This window comes from Paraburkholderia denitrificans, assembly GCF_042655705.1.
Classification (GTDB): domain Bacteria; phylum Pseudomonadota; class Gammaproteobacteria; order Burkholderiales; family Burkholderiaceae; genus Paraburkholderia; species Paraburkholderia denitrificans.
The window spans coordinates 42,564-59,260 of the sequence record NZ_JBHSMP010000038.1 but is presented as its reverse complement, the minus strand read 5'-3'; the positions used below and the strand labels follow the sequence as shown (position 1 = coordinate 59,260).

General features: G+C 65.0%; 13 protein-coding genes. 9 read left to right on the top strand and 4 right to left on the bottom strand.

Annotation, left to right across the window (positions count from 1 at the left end; translation table 11 throughout):
• The first annotated feature begins 45 nt into the window (after window positions 1–45).
• Window positions 46–1,230: a 2-methylaconitate cis-trans isomerase PrpF gene (prpF, locus tag ACFPTO_RS22835; RefSeq protein ID WP_377715000.1), complete on the top strand. Its 1,185-nt coding sequence runs from the start codon at window positions 46–48 to the stop codon at window positions 1,228–1,230.
• A gap of 119 nt (window positions 1,231–1,349) precedes the next feature.
• Here prpF and ACFPTO_RS22830 read toward each other — a convergent pair whose 3' ends face one another.
• Window positions 1,350–2,216, bottom strand: a complete 867-nt coding sequence (locus ACFPTO_RS22830; protein ID WP_377714998.1) for a peptidoglycan DD-metalloendopeptidase family protein — start codon at window positions 2,214–2,216, stop codon at window positions 1,350–1,352.
• 650 nt (window positions 2,217–2,866) lie between these two features.
• On the opposite strand from ACFPTO_RS22830, the gene opgC reads away from it, so the two are divergent.
• From opgC to ACFPTO_RS22815, 3 genes are all read left to right on the top strand, one after another.
• Complete coding sequence (gene opgC, locus ACFPTO_RS22825) at window positions 2,867–3,961, top strand: OpgC domain-containing protein (RefSeq protein ID WP_377714996.1); 1,095 nt, start codon at window positions 2,867–2,869, stop codon at window positions 3,959–3,961.
• Window positions 3,962–4,066: 105 nt separating this feature from the next.
• The gene (locus tag ACFPTO_RS22820; RefSeq protein ID WP_377714994.1) at window positions 4,067–4,903 is read left to right on the top strand and encodes an alpha/beta hydrolase; all 837 of its coding nucleotides are present in this window, start codon (window positions 4,067–4,069) and stop codon (window positions 4,901–4,903) included.
• Window positions 4,904–5,293: 390 nt separating this feature from the next.
• Complete coding sequence (locus ACFPTO_RS22815) at window positions 5,294–5,581, top strand: DUF3331 domain-containing protein (RefSeq protein ID WP_377714992.1); 288 nt, start codon at window positions 5,294–5,296, stop codon at window positions 5,579–5,581.
• 22 nt (window positions 5,582–5,603) lie between these two features.
• Here the strand turns inward: ACFPTO_RS22815 and ACFPTO_RS22810 are convergent, their stop codons facing one another.
• Window positions 5,604–6,107: a thioesterase family protein gene (locus tag ACFPTO_RS22810; protein WP_377714990.1), complete on the bottom strand. Its 504-nt coding sequence runs from the start codon at window positions 6,105–6,107 to the stop codon at window positions 5,604–5,606.
• A 218-nt stretch (window positions 6,108–6,325) separates the two neighbouring features.
• On the opposite strand from ACFPTO_RS22810, the gene ACFPTO_RS22805 reads away from it, so the two are divergent.
• The 3 genes from ACFPTO_RS22805 (at window position 6,326) to ACFPTO_RS22795 (ending at window position 10,898) form a co-directional block, all read left to right on the top strand.
• Window positions 6,326–8,908 (top strand): adenosylcobalamin-dependent ribonucleoside-diphosphate reductase, encoded by a 2,583-nt coding sequence (locus ACFPTO_RS22805; RefSeq protein ID WP_377714988.1) that lies wholly within the window; start codon window positions 6,326–6,328, stop codon window positions 8,906–8,908.
• Window positions 8,909–9,213: 305 nt separating this feature from the next.
• Entirely contained in the window at window positions 9,214–9,945 is a 732-nt protein-coding gene (locus ACFPTO_RS22800) for a type IV toxin-antitoxin system AbiEi family antitoxin domain-containing protein (RefSeq protein ID WP_377714986.1), read from the top strand.
• Window positions 9,942–10,898 (top strand): nucleotidyl transferase AbiEii/AbiGii toxin family protein, encoded by a 957-nt coding sequence (locus ACFPTO_RS22795; RefSeq protein WP_377714984.1) that lies wholly within the window; start codon window positions 9,942–9,944, stop codon window positions 10,896–10,898. Before ACFPTO_RS22800 ends, ACFPTO_RS22795 begins: the two co-directional genes overlap by 4 nt.
• Window positions 10,899–10,954: 56 nt before the next feature.
• Here the strand turns inward: ACFPTO_RS22795 and ACFPTO_RS22790 are convergent, their stop codons facing one another.
• Both ACFPTO_RS22790 and ACFPTO_RS22785 read right to left on the bottom strand, forming a co-directional pair.
• On the bottom strand, window positions 10,955–12,892 hold the full coding sequence (locus ACFPTO_RS22790) for an EAL domain-containing protein (RefSeq protein WP_377714982.1): 1,938 nt from the start codon (window positions 12,890–12,892) through the stop codon (window positions 10,955–10,957).
• A gap of 317 nt (window positions 12,893–13,209) precedes the next feature.
• On the bottom strand, window positions 13,210–14,133 hold the full coding sequence (locus ACFPTO_RS22785; RefSeq protein ID WP_377715336.1) for an AraC family transcriptional regulator: 924 nt from the start codon (window positions 14,131–14,133) through the stop codon (window positions 13,210–13,212).
• Between the two features lie 316 nt (window positions 14,134–14,449).
• Here ACFPTO_RS22785 and ACFPTO_RS22780 point away from each other — a divergent pair, with 316 nt between their 5' ends.
• Window positions 14,450–15,511 carry an NAD(P)-dependent alcohol dehydrogenase gene (locus ACFPTO_RS22780; RefSeq protein WP_377714980.1) on the top strand — a complete coding sequence of 354 codons (1,062 nt, stop codon included), beginning with the start codon at window positions 14,450–14,452 and terminating at the stop codon, window positions 15,509–15,511.
• Between the two features lie 212 nt (window positions 15,512–15,723).
• Window positions 15,724–16,680, top strand: a complete 957-nt coding sequence (locus ACFPTO_RS22775; protein WP_377714979.1) for a LysR family transcriptional regulator — start codon at window positions 15,724–15,726, stop codon at window positions 16,678–16,680.
• Window positions 16,681–16,697 lie beyond the last annotated feature (17 nt).

Below are 16,697 nucleotides of genomic sequence, written 5' to 3'. Positions count from 1 at the left end.
GAAACCTGCCGGTAACGTAGCGCCCCGCCCATTTCAGGATTCGACATGGCACACCTTCCCCAGATCAAAATCCCCGCCACGTATATTCGCGGCGGCACCAGCAAAGGCGTGTTCTTTCGTCTGCAAGACCTGCCCGCAGCGGCACAGCAGCCGGGCGAGGCGCGCGACAGGCTGCTCATGCGCGTGATCGGCAGCCCCGATCCCTACGGCAAGCAGATCGACGGCATGGGCGGCGCGACATCGAGCACGAGCAAGACCGTGATCGTCGCGAAGAGCAGCCGCCCCGGGCACGACGTCGACTATCTGTTCGGCCAGGTCGCCATCGAGCGCGCATTCGTCGACTGGAGCGGCAACTGCGGCAACCTCTCGGCGGCGGTCGGCCCGTTTGCGATCAGCGCAGGCCTCATCGACCCGGACCGCGTGCCCGATAACGGCGTTGCGGTCGTGCGCATCTGGCAGGCGAACATCGGCAAGACCATCATCGCGCACGTGCCCATGACGAACGGCCAGGTGCAGGAGACGGGCGACTTCGAACTCGACGGCGTGACCTTCCCGGCCGCAGAAGTGAAGCTCGAATTCATGGACCCCGCCGCCGAAGAAGAAGGCGCAGGCGGCGCGATGTTCCCGACCGGCCATCTCGTGGACGACCTGGAGGTGCCGGGCGTCGGCACGCTCAAGGCCACGATGATCAACGCGGGCATCCCGACCATCTTCGTCAACGCCGAGGCGATCGGCTACACCGGCACCGAGCTTCAGGACGCGATCAACGGCGACGCCGCCGCGCTCAAGAAGTTCGAGACGATCCGCGCGTACGGCGCGCTGCGCATGGGCCTCATCAAGCAACTCGACGAGATCGCCACGCGCCAGCACACGCCGAAAATCGCGTTTGTCGCAAAACCGCAGGCCTATACGTCGTCGAGCGGCAAGCGCGTCGGCGCCGAAGACGTCGACCTGCTCGTGCGCGCGATGTCGATGGGCAAGCTCCACCACGCGATGATGGGCACGGCGGCTGTGGCAATCGGCACGGCGGCGGCCATTCCGGGCACCCTCGTCAATCTCGCGGCAGGCGGCGGCGAGCGCACCGAGGTGCGCTTCGGCCATCCTTCGGGCACGCTGCGCGTGGGCGCCGAGGCGCGCGAAGAAAACGGCCAGTGGATCGTCAAGAAAGCCATCATGAGCCGCAGCGCGCGCGTGCTGATGGAAGGCTGGGTGCGCGTCCCGCAAGACTGATTGTCTTCGGGCTCGACCGATGCAAAAACGCCGTCCCCGCACAGGCTCGCGGGGACGGCGTTTTCGTATGTCGGATCAGGAATTCGTCGCGGCGGGAATCAAGCCCCGGCGCTGCGCGCTCAGCTCTTCGGCGGAAGATACGGCATCGGATCGACCGGCTTGCCGTCGCGGCGCACCTCGAACAGCACGGCCACGCGGTCGTTCTTTTCGCTGCCCATCTCCGCGATCTGCTGCCCCTGGTGCACGGTGTCGCCGATCTTGACCAGCAGGCGGCGGTTATGGGAGTACGCGGTCAGGAAGTCCTTGTTGTGCTGGACGATGATCAGGCTGCCGTACTCGTTGAGGCCCGTGCCGGCATACATCACCTTGCCGTCGGCGGCGGCGCGCACCGGGTCGCCCGCCTTGCCCGCGATCTCAATACCGCGTGTCTCGCCGGCCTGGAACGCCTCGACCACCGGCCCCTGCGCGGGCCAGACCAGCGCGACGCTGCGCGCATGCCGTGCAACTTCGGCGGCTACCGCCCGGTTTCCAGCCGTGCTTCCAGGCGTATTCCCAGCCGCGTTCGCCGCCGTTGCGCCTGAACCGGCCGCCTGCACGGTAATGGTCTGCTTCGAGACGATCTTCAGCGACTGGCCCTTACGCAGACGGCCCGTCTTGCCACGGTTCCAGGCCTGCAGATCCTTCACGGAACAGCCGTGAAGCTTCGCGATCCGCGCGAGCGTATCGCCGCGCCGCACGCGAACCCAGGTCGTCTTTGTCACGACCTTCGTGACCGGCGCTGGCGCAACCACGGGTGCGGGCGCGGACGCCGCTGCGGCATCGGAAGCCGGCGCGGCGCCTGACGCTGCAGACTGATCCGGCTCCGGCCCGCCCGGCTGTTGCTGCTGGCCCAAGTTGGCACAACCACCGAGCAGGGCGACGAGTCCGACCCCGGCCCAAAAGCGCTTCAAACGGTCGATACGCTGGCCGCTACCTTCTTTAAGCATGTACGCCTCCGGCTCTAGTCGCGGTGGACAGTGTGCGATGCACGCGGCAAGCGCGGCGCGGTGTGCGGCGTCTGGCGCGCTCCCGGCGTCGCGTGGCTCCGGCGTTTCTCCTCACCCGGCCCGCATCGATCCACATCCATCCGAGCCCCTTCTTCCGACAAAAGGCTCCTTTCACCACTTAACCGCCCGCATTCAGCAGACGATCGCAATCAAGAAATCGACTTGGCATTGTAAAGCGCATTCGCGGCGTTCTGGCCGCCCGGAACACTCTGATACAAAAGCTTACAAGCGCGATCCGGCACTCGTCACGGCCCTTGGTGCAACACGGATGCAATACCGCGGCGCATGCCGGCCTTAAACGCTTATCGGCACGTGCGTGCGCAAACTTGAACGGACATGCGGCGCGCGATGAACGCAACAAGAAATCAAGAGAATATTTACCTGAATCAAGCGGCTGACTTCATGGCGGGGAACCTGAATGTCACAATCCGGTCTTTTCCTTACCTGTTGCCCGGCCAGACGGGACACTTCATCCCGACCACCGGCGCCTCGCGCCCCACGGCCTCATTCCATCGCCGATTGACACAGCCGCCCGATACCCGCGCGCATCCTGCGTTGCAGCGCGTCGCCGCGGCCTGTTAGCAAGACCCATGTCACAGCCATCCAGCCGTCTCGTCGAACTCGATTTTTTCCGCGGTCTCGTCCTCCTCATCATCGTTGTCGATCACATCGGCGGCAGCATCCTCTCGCGCTTCACCCTGCACACCTACGCGCTATGCGACGCGGCGGAGGTTTTCGTCTTTCTCGGCGGCTACGCGAGCGCCACCGCCTGGGCCGCGCTCTGCGCGCGCCGCACCGAAGCCGCCGCGCGTCAGCGTTTCATCCGGCGCGCGTTCGAGATCTATCGCGCCTTTGTCGTCACGGCGCTCTTGATGCTGCTCGTCTCCGCGATCCTGCTCGCGTGCGACATCACCGCGCCCAACCTCACCGTCACCGACCTCGACGACCTCGCGCTCGCCCCGGCCGCCGCCTTGAGCGATATCGTGCTGCTGCGCCGCCAGCCCTATCTGGCGGGCGTCCTGCCGATGTACGCCTGGTTCGCGCTCGCCGCGCCGCTGGCGCTGCCGCTCGCGCACAAGAAGCCGTGGTGGCTGCTGGCGCTCAGTCTCGCGCTGTGGGGACTCGCGCCGCTCGCCACCCCCTGGCTGCCGCACGCCGCGGGCATGCAGTGGGACTTCAATCCGCTCGGCTGGCAGCTGATGTTCGTGTTCGGCGTCATCGCGCGCGCGCAGCCGGTCTTTCAGCGCGTGAGCGCACACCGGCTCGGCTGGATCGTCACGCTCGCCGCGCTCGCCACCGTCGTGGCGTGCGCCGCCTGGCGGCTTTCCCCCGACGCGGTATTCGACAGCGATCTCAAGCGCAACCTCGCCTGGTTCCGCGCCCTGAACTTCCTCGGCATCGCGTGGCTCACGGCGCAGACGGTCCGGCTCGGCTGGACGAAGCGGGTTGCCTGCGCGCTGCCGTGGATCGGACTCATCGGCCGCAAAGGGCTGCTGTCGTTCGTGGCGGGCGCGGTCATCTCGCTCGTCGTCGATTCGCTGCTCTACTGGTACACGGACGGCTATCTGGACGTGCCGCTCGGACTCGCCGCCGATGCACTCGCGCTCGGCAGCCTGATGCTCGTCGTGCGCCTGTCCGGCGCGCTCGAACGCCTGCTGCCCGCAAAGGTCAAGGTCTCCGCCTGAAGCGGCGCTGGCCCGCCGCGCGGGGCGGCTGCAAGGATGATGGCCCGCGCCACGGGCGCCATCCGCCAGTTATGATCCGGTTCCGACGTGTTCCGTTTTGCCGCCATGCGCAGACTCCTCCAGACAGCGCTGCTTGCGCTCAGCACCGCGCTCGCCGTACCCGCCTCGGCCAGCACGATCGCCGTGCACATGTTTCGTTCGGCCGCGCTTGGCCGCGCCTGGCCGTACGTCGTCTATCTGCCGACCGGCTATCGCGCCGACGGCCCGCGCTATCCGGTGCTCTATCTCCTGCATGGCAACAACGGCGACCCGATGGACTGGATCACGCAGGGCGACCTGCAAATCGCGGCCGACGCACTGATTGCCCGCCACGAGATCGCGCCGGTCGTGATCGTGATGCCGCAGGGCGGCATCGACTGGTACGTCGACCGGCGGGAGAAGATGGAGACGGCGTTCTTCGGCGACCTGATCCCCGAGATCGAAACGCACTTCGCGGTGGAGAGTCAGCGCAGCGGACGGGCGATCGGCGGCGTCTCGATGGGCGGCTTCGGCGCGCTGCGCTACGCGCTCGAGCACCCCGATGAATTTTGCGGCGCCCTGCTGCTCTCGCCCGCGATCTATTCGAGCAATCCGCCGCCCACGTCGGCTGCACGGTACGTCGGCGTCTTCGGCGAGCACCAGTTCGATCCGCGCGTCTGGCGCGAACTCAACTATCCGGCGCTGTGGAACCGGTATTTCGCGCAGCCCGCGCGCGTGTCGTTCTTTATCGCCTCGGGCGACGACGACCTCGTGATCCAGGCCGAAGCGTCGCTGCTCTACACGCGGCTGCGCAAGGCCGGCAACGCGGCGGCGCTGCGCATCGTCGACGGCGGCCACGTGTGGCCCGTCTGGCGCGAGGTGCTGCCCGCCGCGCTCAAGTCCGCGCTGGCCTGTGTGCGCTGACGCGCGCGGTAGTGGCTGCGCGCTGGCGTTCGTACCCGGTTGCCGGGTTCGGAGCAGACGGACGGCGAATCAGGTAATCTGCCATGCCTTGACGGATTGACGCCCGCTCACCGCGCGAAACGCATCCACATCCGCATCCGCATCCGGCCCCGGTTCCCACGCGTTCCGCCCCTCTTCCGAACGCCCGTTTCGTGTCGCGCTCCTGACAACACTGCGTTGCACAAATCCGTGTAGTTGACGCAGATCCCCCGCAAAGCCCCATTCCTTCGCCATTTGCCACCTATCACCCAAGGATTGTTGCAAATACTGGAATGGTGTTTCAACTGGGACACAATGGCACTTGCTGTCGGACAGGAATAAATTCCGGGCACCCCACCTACGGAGCCGACAATGAAATCCAAAGCGTGTCTCGCGCTAGACGGTGCCAACGGCGAGCGCATCGAAGTGCTCGAACAGAGCGATGGCGCGCTCGTGATCCGCTGGGTCGAGCCGGGGCGCTGTCACTATGGCGAGCAGCGCTGGCGCCGGCGCTCGGCGCACACGTCGGGCACCTGCGCCGTGTCGCGCCGCAAGATCCGCCGTGGCGACGCCGTGTTCAAACCGGCTGAACGCCCCGCTCCGCTCAATGCATCCGTGATGATCGCCGCCGAAGTGTTCGGCGACCTCGTCAACGGATAAGCCCCCATCCCACTCAGAGCGCTCACCGCGCACGCCGCGGCGCGAGCCCGATGGCGCGCGCCGGGTGACGCGGTTCGAACCCCGCATCGGCTGCCCGCAGCGCGGCCACGCGCGCGAGCACGTCGGCATCGAACGGCTCCGCGCGCGGCCCCGAGCGATCGACATGCAGCAACAATTGCTCGCTCGCCGATACGGGCTCCAGAGCGTCGTCCGCATACATCTCCAGATAGAGGTGAACGCGTTTCGCGTCGTGTTCGAGCACGCGCACATCGACGCGCACGCGCGCGCCTTCCTTGATCTCGCGCAAATAAGTCAAATGCGCTTCGAGCGTGTACATCGAGCGCCCGCGTGCGTCCCGCTGCGCTGAATCAAGTCCGATTGCATCGAGCAAAACGTCGGTCGCATAGCTGTAAATCAGCATGTAAAATGCGTCGCGCAGATGGCCGTTGTAGTCGACCCACTCCGCACGCACAGTGTCCTGGTACACGACACTCGCCTCCCGATCCGCCCGCTTCTGGTGCGTCATCCCGCCTCCTTCGTTTTGCCGAGAGTGTAGCTTTCAGGGCGACTTTTACGCGGGTTATTATTGGGATGGGGCAAGCACCCGCCCAGGGGATGGAGCGAGCCCCCGCCCAGGGGATGGGGTAAGTCCCCGCCCAGGCATGCGGTGTCCGGTACGGTCGGCTACCTCTGCCCGTTAACCGCCGCGCGACGTTCGCGCGGCGCAACCCAAGGACCAGGTACATGGCCGAGAACGAGCCTTCAATTCCGCTCGCGGTTGCCCCGCAGCAATTCTCCCTCGACGTGATGCTCGAGAAATACGCCAAAGGCGACGAGCGCACCGCGGACGACATCTACCTGCGCGTCGCACGCGGCGTCGCAATGGCGGAGCCGCCCGAACTGCGCGCCGAAATCGAGGCGCGTTTCGTCGACAACCTGCGCCACGGCGCACTCGGCGCCGGGCGCATCATGAGCGCGGCGGGCAGCGGCATCGCCGCCACGCTCATCAACTGCTTCGTGCAGCCGGTCGGCGACAGCATCCAGGGCTTCGACGACCAGGGCCGTCCGGGCATCTACGTCGCGCTTCTGCAGGCCGCTGAAACGATGCGGCGCGGCGGCGGCGTGGGCTACAACTTCTCGGCGATCCGTCCGCGCGGCGCGCACGTTCATTCGACCGGTTCGTGCGCCTCCGGGCCGTGCGGCTATATCGACGTGTTCGACGCTTCGTGCCGTACGGTCGAAAGCGCAGGCGCACGGCGCGGCGCGCAGATGGCGGTGCTCGATTGCGATCACCCCGATCTGCCCGAATTCATCGAGGCCAAGCACTCGAAGGGACGCTGGAACAACTTCAACGTCTCCGTCGCCGTGACCGATGCGTTCATGCGCGCCGTCGAAAACGACGAGATGTGGCAGCTCGTGCACCCCGCCGAGCCGTCGCCCGCGCTGCGCGCCGCTGAAGATTTGCAGCAGCGCGAAGACGGCATGTGGATCTACGACGAAAGACGTGCCCGCGATCTGTGGGACACGATCATGCGCTCGACCTACGACATCGCTGAACCCGGCGTCGTGTTCATCTCGCGCATGAACGAGGACAACAATCTGCGCGCGAAGGAAACCATTCGCGCGACGAACCCGTGCGGCGAGCAACCGCTGCCGGCGTACGGCTGCTGCAATCTCGGGCCGCTCGATCTCACGCGCTTCGTCATCGATCCGTTCGCGCAGCTGAAGGGCGGCACGCCGGTATTCGACTGGGACGCGCTGGCCGAACGCACGGCGACGCAAGTGCGTTTCCTCGACGACGTGCTCGACGTGACCATCTGGCCGCTTCCGGAACAGGGCGCCGAGGCCGCGGCAAAGCGCCGGATCGGCGTGGGCTTCACCGGGCTCGGCGATACGCTCGTCATGCTCGGCATCCGCTACAACACGGAACAGGGCTGCGAATTCGGCGCGCAAGTGGCGCGCACGATGCGCGATGCAGCCTATCGCGCGTCGGTCGAACTCGCGCGCGAGCGCGGCGCGTTCCCGCTCTTCGACGCGGAAACCTATCTCGAGGAAGGCACCTTCGCTTCGCGCCTGCCCGACGACATCAAGGACGCGATCCGCACGCACGGGATCCGCAACAGCCATCTGCTGTCGATCGCGCCGACGGGCACCGTGAGCCTCGCGTTCGCCGACAACGCCTCGAACGGCATCGAACCCGCGTTCTCGTGGAGCTACCAGCGCACGCGCCGCATGAACGACGGCAGCAGCGAGACCTTCATGGTCGAGGACCACGCGTGGCGCCTCTATCGCACGCTCGGCGGCAACGTGAATGCGCTGCCCGCCTACTTCGTGAGCGCGCTGGAGATGAGCGCGCAGGATCACATCGCGATGATGGCGGCGGTGCAGCCGTTCGTCGACACGTCGATCTCGAAGACCGTCAACGTGCCGGCCGATTACCCGTTCGAAGCGTTCGAAGGGCTCTATCTCGACGCGTGGCGGCGTGGCCTCAAGGGGCTCGCCACGTACCGGCCGAACGAGACGCTCGGCGCCGTGCTGCAGACGCTGCCCACCGCTGCCGCGGCTGCTGCCGCAGCCGAGGACACGCTCAACGACACGCAGCAGGATCCGCTGCGCGTGGCGATCGATCACCGGCCGAAGGGCCAGTTGCCGGCCGTCATCGAAAAGATCGAGTACCGCACGCAAGCCGGCAAGGTATCGCTTTACGTGGCGGTGTCGTTCCTCGAAGTGACGGGCCAGGTGGGCGGCGAATCGTTGACGATCGAGCGGCCCATCGAGTTCTTCATTCCGGTTGGGCAGCGCGACGAATCGCAGCAATGGATCACGGCGACCATGCGCTCGCTGTCGCTCGCGGCGCGCGGCGGCTTCATCGCGCGCAATCTGCAGGATCTGCGCAAGGTGTCGTGGGATCGCGGGCAGGTGCGCTACGGCGAAACGCAGCGCCTCGACGGACACCGCACGCCGATGTGGCACGACTCCGAAGTGGCGGCGATCGCCTACGCGATTCAGCAGATCCTGCATCGCCGCGGCTTCCTCGATGCCGAAGGACGCCAGGTGCCGTCGCGTCTGCTCGCGCAACTGCGCAACGAGCATCGGCGCGCGGCCGGTTCGGCGCAGGATCAGACGGCGGCTGGCGCGCATGACGTGTCGGCGCATGCCGGCGACCGGGCGCACGACAACGCCAATGCAGCCTCGACCGACACGAAGCACGGCACACTGCACGTGATGCTCGGCCGCAAGTGCGGATCGTGCGGCGCCAATGCCGTCATCCGCAAGGACGGCTGCGATTTCTGCACGGCGTGCGGCGAAGTCGGAGCGTGCGGCTAACTGCTGTATCGGGCGTCTGAAGTACGAGTGCGAACCACGAAGCCTGCCATCTCATGGATGGCAGGCTTCTTTTTTTGCGATCAGAGGGACGTCTCGTCGGCAGAGGGGTCTGATGTATCCGCCCAAGCCAATTGGCGTTATTTGTGTGCAGAAAATCAAGTATATCCAGTAGTTTTAGTATGCAAACAACGCTGGAACCACGAGATCACGCCGGTTCGTCAAATTTTCGGCGGCGTTAAAAATTTGCAGATAATTTAAAAAACACAGCATATACTGCAATCAAATAACGCAACCGGAAGGCGTCGATGAGTAACAAAACAGTCCAGCGGCTGATGCAGGAGAGTCGGCGCGGTCATCCGGTCGATTCCGCCATGCTCAGGAACATGGGGATCAGCGCCGCGCTCGCGGCGCAGATGGTCAAATCCGGGTGGCTGCAACGGCTCTCGCAGGGCGCCTACCTTTTGACCGGCGACACGCCGACAAGGGACGGTTCGATCGCGTACCTGACTCGACGCATTGCCGGTCTTCACGTTGGGGGGAAAACAGCCCTTTCGTGGCAGGGCGTCCGTCACAACATCGCGTTTCGGGAAAAGGTTGTGCTATGGGGCCAGAAGCCATATCGCATCCCCTCCTGGGTAGGCCAGCACCTGACCTACTCATTTCAGACCACCGCCCTCTTCGACGACGATCTGCCCTACGAAAAGGGCCTGAAACCGCTCCCTGCGGGCGACCCGGAGGTCAAGGTGTCAGTGCCTGAGCGCGCGATTCTGGAACTGGCCAGCGACATCGGGAAAGGCCAATCGCTCGAGGAAGCGAGCAACCTGATGGTGAGCCTGCGTAACCTGCGCGCCGACGTGCTGGACGAGTTTTTGAGCCACTGCCACCGTGTGAAGGTTGTCAGGCTCGTGCGTGATCTCGGGCTTGAGGCTGATTTTTCGTGGGCTCGGGGAATTCAGAAGCATGTGGACCGTCTCGGCGCCGGGAAAAGATGGTCGAATCAGACAAAAAATGGCCGGATAACGCTCAAACCAGAATGAACGAGATCTACGTGGACACGGTCCGGCTGATGCTGGGCATCGCACCGATCATTTTCGATACGCCTCTGTTCGCAATGAAAGGTGGAACCGCGTTGAATCTGTTCCTGCAGGAAATGCCTCGCCTTTCTGTTGATATCGATGTCGTGGTGACGGACCCGAAACTCGACCGTGACGAAGCGATCACCGCGATCGGCAAAGAGATCGAACGGGCCAGAGCACGCATCGAGGTCGAGGGACATGCCACGAAGTTTTCGGCGGCCACCACCTCCGGTAAGGCCAGGGGCGATGAAGTGAAGCTCATCGTGATCTCAGGCGAAACCTCGGTCAAGGTGGAAGTCAACTACGTGTTCAGAGGCACATTGCTGGAGCCGGTCTCGCGCCCTCTCGTGAAATCCGCAGAGGAACTGTTCAACACCCGTATCGTCGTGCCCACCCTCCACGAAGCCGAACTTTACGGGAGCAAGCTCGTCGCGGCGCTGGACCGCCAGCACCCACGTGACCTGTTTGACGCGATGCACATGTTCTCGGCATTCGGTCTGCGTGCCGATATCGTGGATGCCTTCGTGGCTTACCTCGCGGGGCACAACCGGCCGATTCACGAAGTGTTGTTTAACCACAAGCATTCGATGGCGGGCGCCTACGAGAGTGACTTCGTCGGGATGACGAAAGAAGCCATCGGCCTCGATGTCCTCGAAGCGACACAGGAACGTCTGCATCGGGAGCTGCCGGCCGCTCTGACCGATCAACACCGCCGGTTCCTGATTTCCCTGGCTCGCGCCGCCCCCGACTGGTCCCTGATGCCTTACAGGCACCTGAGCGAACTACCAGCCATAAGGTGGAAGCTCATCAATCTCGAAAAGCTCAGAAAAGGGAACCCGGCACTGTTCGCGAAGCAGGAAGCTTCGCTGCACGAGGGCTTTGCCGCACATCTCCAGACGGAAAATCGCGGTTGAGTCCGTTGTGCGCCGCTCCTGGTGATGCAGGCGACTCCGTCCGCGCAAGTCCGCAATCACACAGAAGCAGCATGCCCGATGGCCGTCATCAACTGGCGCACCGCCGAACGGTATGTGCCGCTATTGCGGCCATCGGTCAACAGCGTGCGCAGCAACGCATGCCGTACCGCATCATGGCCGTTTCCGGACGGCAGAATGTCGTCGAATTCGGTTAGCGACCGTGCAAACTCGTCGACAGCGGGATCATCCGTTCTCCGCCCGTGCAGCGCGTCCAGCAGACGCTGCCCCGCGCCGGGCACCGCTGAAATCAGCGCGACGCGCTCCTCCCAGAGCACGAAGCGCGCAAGGCGCGCAAGCACGCTCTCGCTGCGCGGCGCGACCGGCCAGGACGGTTGATTCGCCATCCATTCGCGCATGCGTCCGGGCTCCATTGGCCGGGCGATCACGTAGCCCTGCGCGCCGTCGACGCCGAGTATCGACAACGCGTGCACGAGCTCGATCGTATCGATCCCCTCCGCAAGCACCAGCTTGCCGAGCGCATGTCCGAGGTGAGTAAGCTGAAAGATAAAGCGCAGCACGTCGAGTGCGCCGTCACCGTCGATGCGCACGATTTTCCGGTCGATCTTGATCCAGTCGAACGGCAGTTCGCGCAGTCGCGCGAGCCCGCTGTGACCCGAGCCGAGGTCGTCCTGCGCAAGCAGCACGCCGAGCCCGCGAAAGCGATCGAGAATCGCGCACTGCCCCTGGCTCAGCGACAAAGATTCGTTCTCCAGAACCTCAAGCGTGAGTTTCGTGGGCGCACACGCGTGCGCCGCCAGCGCGGAACTCGTCGCTTCGAAATAGCGGATATCGTTGAGCGCCGCAGGCGGCAAATTGATCGAGATTTCCAGATCGAGGTTATCGCGCAGCCACTGCTTGCGATCCGTGAGCGCCTCGTCGAGGCCGTGCGTATACAGCGCGAGCAGATCGTCCGAGGCAAGGGAGGACAGGAATGCATCCGGCGTGAGCACACGCCCGCCGTCGTGCAGCCGCGCGAGCGCTTCGGCTTTGCCCACTTGCCACGTGCGCAGGTTCAGAAGCGGCTGGTAGTACATCTCCAGCCCGTCCGTGCGCACGAGCGCGGCCCAGTGCTGCCGCACGCTCACCGGGACCGCATGGCTCTTGCCGTCCTGGGTTTGCAGGCGCATCGCGGCGCAGCCGAGCAAGGTCTGCAGCAGTTCGATGAACGCCACCTGGTGCGGACCGATGAAACCGCCCGGCAATGCGCTAAGGAGCACGAGAATCGCCATGGGCGAATGGCCCTGCGCCGCGATCGGGATGGACACCGACGAGCGCAGTCCTTCGCGCTTCGCAAGGTCGCGCCACGGCAGGACGAGCGGATCGGTCTGATAGTTGGCCACGCGCTCGGCCTTGCCGCTGCGCCACGCGCGTCCCACTGCACTCTGCCCGTGAGGATCGTCGGCACGTACGCTCAGGGGCTGGCTCTCGTCGGTCAGCACTTCCAGCAACCCGGCGCGGGCGCGGCCGCCCGCGCCTGCCTCGAAGTGAAACGCGCCGTGCTCATCGGGACGCCCGATGATGCAGGCCGCGATCTCGTCATGGGCCGAAAGCACTTCGACCAGGTCGTCGATGAAATTCGTATAGCTGTCCGCTTCCCACACGAGACGCGTGACGCGCAGCAGGACTTCCTGCTGCGAATCCTGCACGTTCTGATACGCCTTGAGCTGCCAGGCGAGATCGGTCGTGAGGCGGCTCGCGCAAAACGAAAGGGATTCGCCGCTCACCCGGTTGCTGATCGGCTTGAAAAGCAGTTCCTGGAGGATGCCGCGGCTGCGCACCAGCTCTTCCTTGTCGAGCCCCACGATGGCGTGAATGCGCCCGATGCGCAGCGCCATCTCGGCGTGGCCGTCCGTGGTCAGGTCGGGGTCCGAGAGGGCGAGAAGATTCTGGACCTGCTTCGATTTCAGATGAATGAGTTCATCCGCCGACAACATTTGCAGAATGAGCCGGGATTTGGGTAATCGTGACAGCTCCTCATAGAACTGATTCACTACGAGGACCGCACATTGGTGTAGCGCCTCGGTCAATGTTTGCATGCGTTGGATCGGCTTGTCGCCCCTCGGAAGGTGAAGCGGCACGTCAGTACGTTCCGCACACAACGACTCTACACGACTCGGGTGAAATAAAAAGACACGGCGCCAACCCGCCCGCGCCATGCCGAAACGGCAAGCGAAACCGGAATCCACGCCGCCTGGCCCGATCGCTTCGCCGTTAATTCGACATACGGATGATCCGGGTTTCTTGACGCGCGTTAAACCGCCGTCACATAACGCGGCGCGGCTGGTGCGACGCGCGGCGCCGCGCCCTCGGCCTTGGCCTCTCCGCGCGCACGCCGCATTTCGTCGGCCGGACTCAGGCCGAACAGGCGCTTGAACTCGCGGCTGAACTGCGACGCGCTCTCATATCCCACGCGCGTCGCCGCAGCGCTCACGTTGAGCCCGTCATGCGCAATCAATAAACGCGCGTGATGCAGGCGCGTGGTCTTCACGTATTGCATCGGCGATGTGGACGTCACGGTCTTGAAGTGCGCATGGAAGACCGCGAGGCTCATGCCCGCCTCGTTCGCGAGCATGTCGACGTCGAGGTCGGTGCAATAGTCGGCGTGGATGCGGCGCAGCGCCTTCGCAATGCGGCCGAAGTGGTGCTGGTGCGCGAGCGCCGCGCGAATCGCGTCGCCCTGCACGCCGGTCAGCACGCGGTAGAGGATCTCGCGCACGATCGACGGCCCGAGAATGCGTGCGTCGCACGGCGAAGCGAGCGCTTCAAGCAGGCGCAAGACGGCGTTGGAGAGCGGTGCGTCGAGCTGCGTGGCGTAGATGCCGCGCGGCTCGGACACCGTGCTGCCGCGCGACTCGTTCAGCGCCATCAAGAGTTCGGCGACCATCGTCAGATCGACGCGAATCGAAATGCCGAGCAACGGTTCCTCCGGGCTCGCCTCGGTTTCGCATTCGAACGGCAGCGGAACCGAAAGCACGAGGTATTGCTGCGCGTCGTAGACGAACACCTGATCGCCGAGAAAGCCGCGCTTGCGGCCCTGGCAGACGATAAAAATGCTCGGCTCGTACATGACCGGCGTGCGCGGACGCGCAACGCTCGCGCGCATGAGGCGCACGCACTCGAGCGCGGAGGGATTGACGCCGTCCTGGCGCGTGAGTTGCGTGAGCAGCTCGACCATGCGGCGCTGGGTGTAGCTGCCCTCGTCGATCAGGCCGCCTTCGTGGCTGACCTGATGGCTGGCCGATGTGACTGCAGTAAGAACGTGTGTCATGTCGTATGTGCCCCAAATGCAAACACATTGCAGAGAAACAGGCTTGGAAATCTATCACCGATCCCTCCGGCGCGCCCGCAGCCAGGAGAATCAGGCAAGTCTTCGATAGATTCAGGTATTCCCCGTCCACGGCCCGGTCCTTAGGATGGGAACCCTGCCGCCATACGCACCCTCGGCACCCTCGGCACCCTCGCCGGCTTCCCCGGTCACAACAGGAGTCAACATGTACCCGACTTACGGCTATGCCGCCCGTGACGCAAGCACGCCGCTCGCACCGTTCGAATTTCAGCGCCGCGCCCTGCGCGAATACGATGTGCGCATCGACGTGCAGTTCTGCGGCGTGTGCCACTCCGACCTGCACCAGGCGCGCAACGAATGGCACAACACGATGTACCCGGTCGTGCCGGGCCACGAGATCGTCGGACGCGTGGCCGAAACCGGTCCGGGCGTCACGCGTTACCGCGTCGGCCAGCTGGTCGGCGTAGGCTGTCTCGTCGATTCGTGCCGCACCTGTGCAAGCTGCGCCGAAGGCCTCGAACAGTATTGCGAGAACGGTTTCGTCGGCACCTATAACGGCATCGACCGCGTGAGCGGCGAGACCACCTTCGGCGGCTATTCCACGCAGCTCGTCGTCGACGAAGCCTTCGTGCTGCGCGTGCCGGAAAACCTCGACCCCGCAGGCGCCGCGCCGCTCCTGTGCGCGGGCATCACCACCTACTCGCCGTTGCGCACCTGGGGCGCGGGTCCGGGCAAGAAAGTCGGCATCGTGGGCCTCGGCGGACTCGGTCACATGGGCGTGAAGCTCGCGCACGCCATGGGCGCCCATGTCGTGCTGTTCACCACGTCGCAGTCGAAGATCGAGGACGGCAAACGTCTCGGCGCCAACGAGGTCGTGATCTCGAAGGACCCGGAGCAGATGAAGGCTCACGCCAACAGCTTCGATCTGATCATCAACACGGTCGCCGCGCAGCACGACCTGAACCCGTTCATACAACTCTTGCGGCGCGACGGCACGATGGTGCTCGTGGGCGCGCCCGAACACGATCACCCGTCGCCGCAGGTATTCAACCTGATTTTCAAGCGGCGGCGCATCGCGGGCTCGCTGATCGGCGGCATCGAAGAAACGCAGGAAATGCTGGACTTCTGCGGACAGCACGGCATCACCTCGGACATCGAGATGATCAAGATGCAGGACATCAACACCGCTTACACCCGCATGCTCAAGAGCGATGTGAAGTACCGCTTCGTGATCGACATCGACACGCTGCGCGACGCCGCGCGCTAAGACACCGAACGCCCGCCCCACCGGGCCGCCGGTTCCCGACGGCCCGCCAGCCTGCCACCCCGCGCCGACGCCTTGCGTCGGCGTCCGCTTCCTTCAACCGCCGCGCGCCCTTCTCCGCAGACGCCGGCATCGCGAGCCGTTTCGGCCTCGCGCCTCATCGCTTTCGCGCAGCACTGCGGACCTCTCAAGTCAGTAAGGACAGGAGTTTGCCCGTGATCGACCGTATCCAGGCGATGCGCACTTTCGTTCGCATCGTCGACACCAACAGTTTCACCAAGGCCGCACAGTCGCTCGACATGCCGCGCGCAAGTGCGACGACGATCATGCAGAATCTCGAAGCGCTGCTCGGCACCGCGTTGCTCGTGCGCACCACGCGCCGTCTATCGCTCACGCCCGAGGGCGCGGCCTATTACGAACGCTGCGCGCAGATCCTCGCCGATATCGACGATGCCGAGGCGAGCGTGCGGCAAACGCCCGGCGGCATCACCGGGCGCCTGCGCGTGGAAATGCCGGGGCTGATCGCGAACGCGGTCGTGCTGCCCGAACTCGACGATTTTCACGTGCGCTATCCGCAGATCGATCTCGCGATCGGCGTGAGCCTGCGCAATGTCGATCTGGTCGGAGAAGGCGTCGATTGCAGCATCCAGCTCGGCGAGTTGCCCGACTCGGGACTCGCCGCGCGACGGCTCGGCGTACTCGAACACGTGACGTGCGCGAGCCCCGCGTATCTGGCGCGTCACGGCGCGCCCGCGTCGCTCGACGAGCTCGCGCAGCATCCGGTGGTGAACTTTCTCTCGCCGCGATCGGGACGTCCGCTCGAATTCGACTTCGAGGTGGACGGCAGCGCAACGAAAGTCAAGGTCGATGGATTCGTCCACGTCAGCGACGACATCGCGTACCTCACGTGCGGGCTGCAAGGGCTCGGGCTTGTGCAGCCGCCGCGGCTCGCGGCGCAGCCGTATCTCGACAGCGGCGCGCTGGTGGAAGTACTGCCGCAGTGGAAGCCGCTGCCGACGCCCGTTTCGATCGCCTATGTGAAAACGCGCCAGGCGTCGCCGCGCGTGCGCGTGTTCGTCGACTGGCTCGCGGGGCTGTTCGAGGGCGCCGGGCCGATGAATCGCGATCTGTCGCGCGTGCAGCAGCTTTTGAACGGGATGCAGCCCGCCTGAGGCAGGAATGCGCCCGT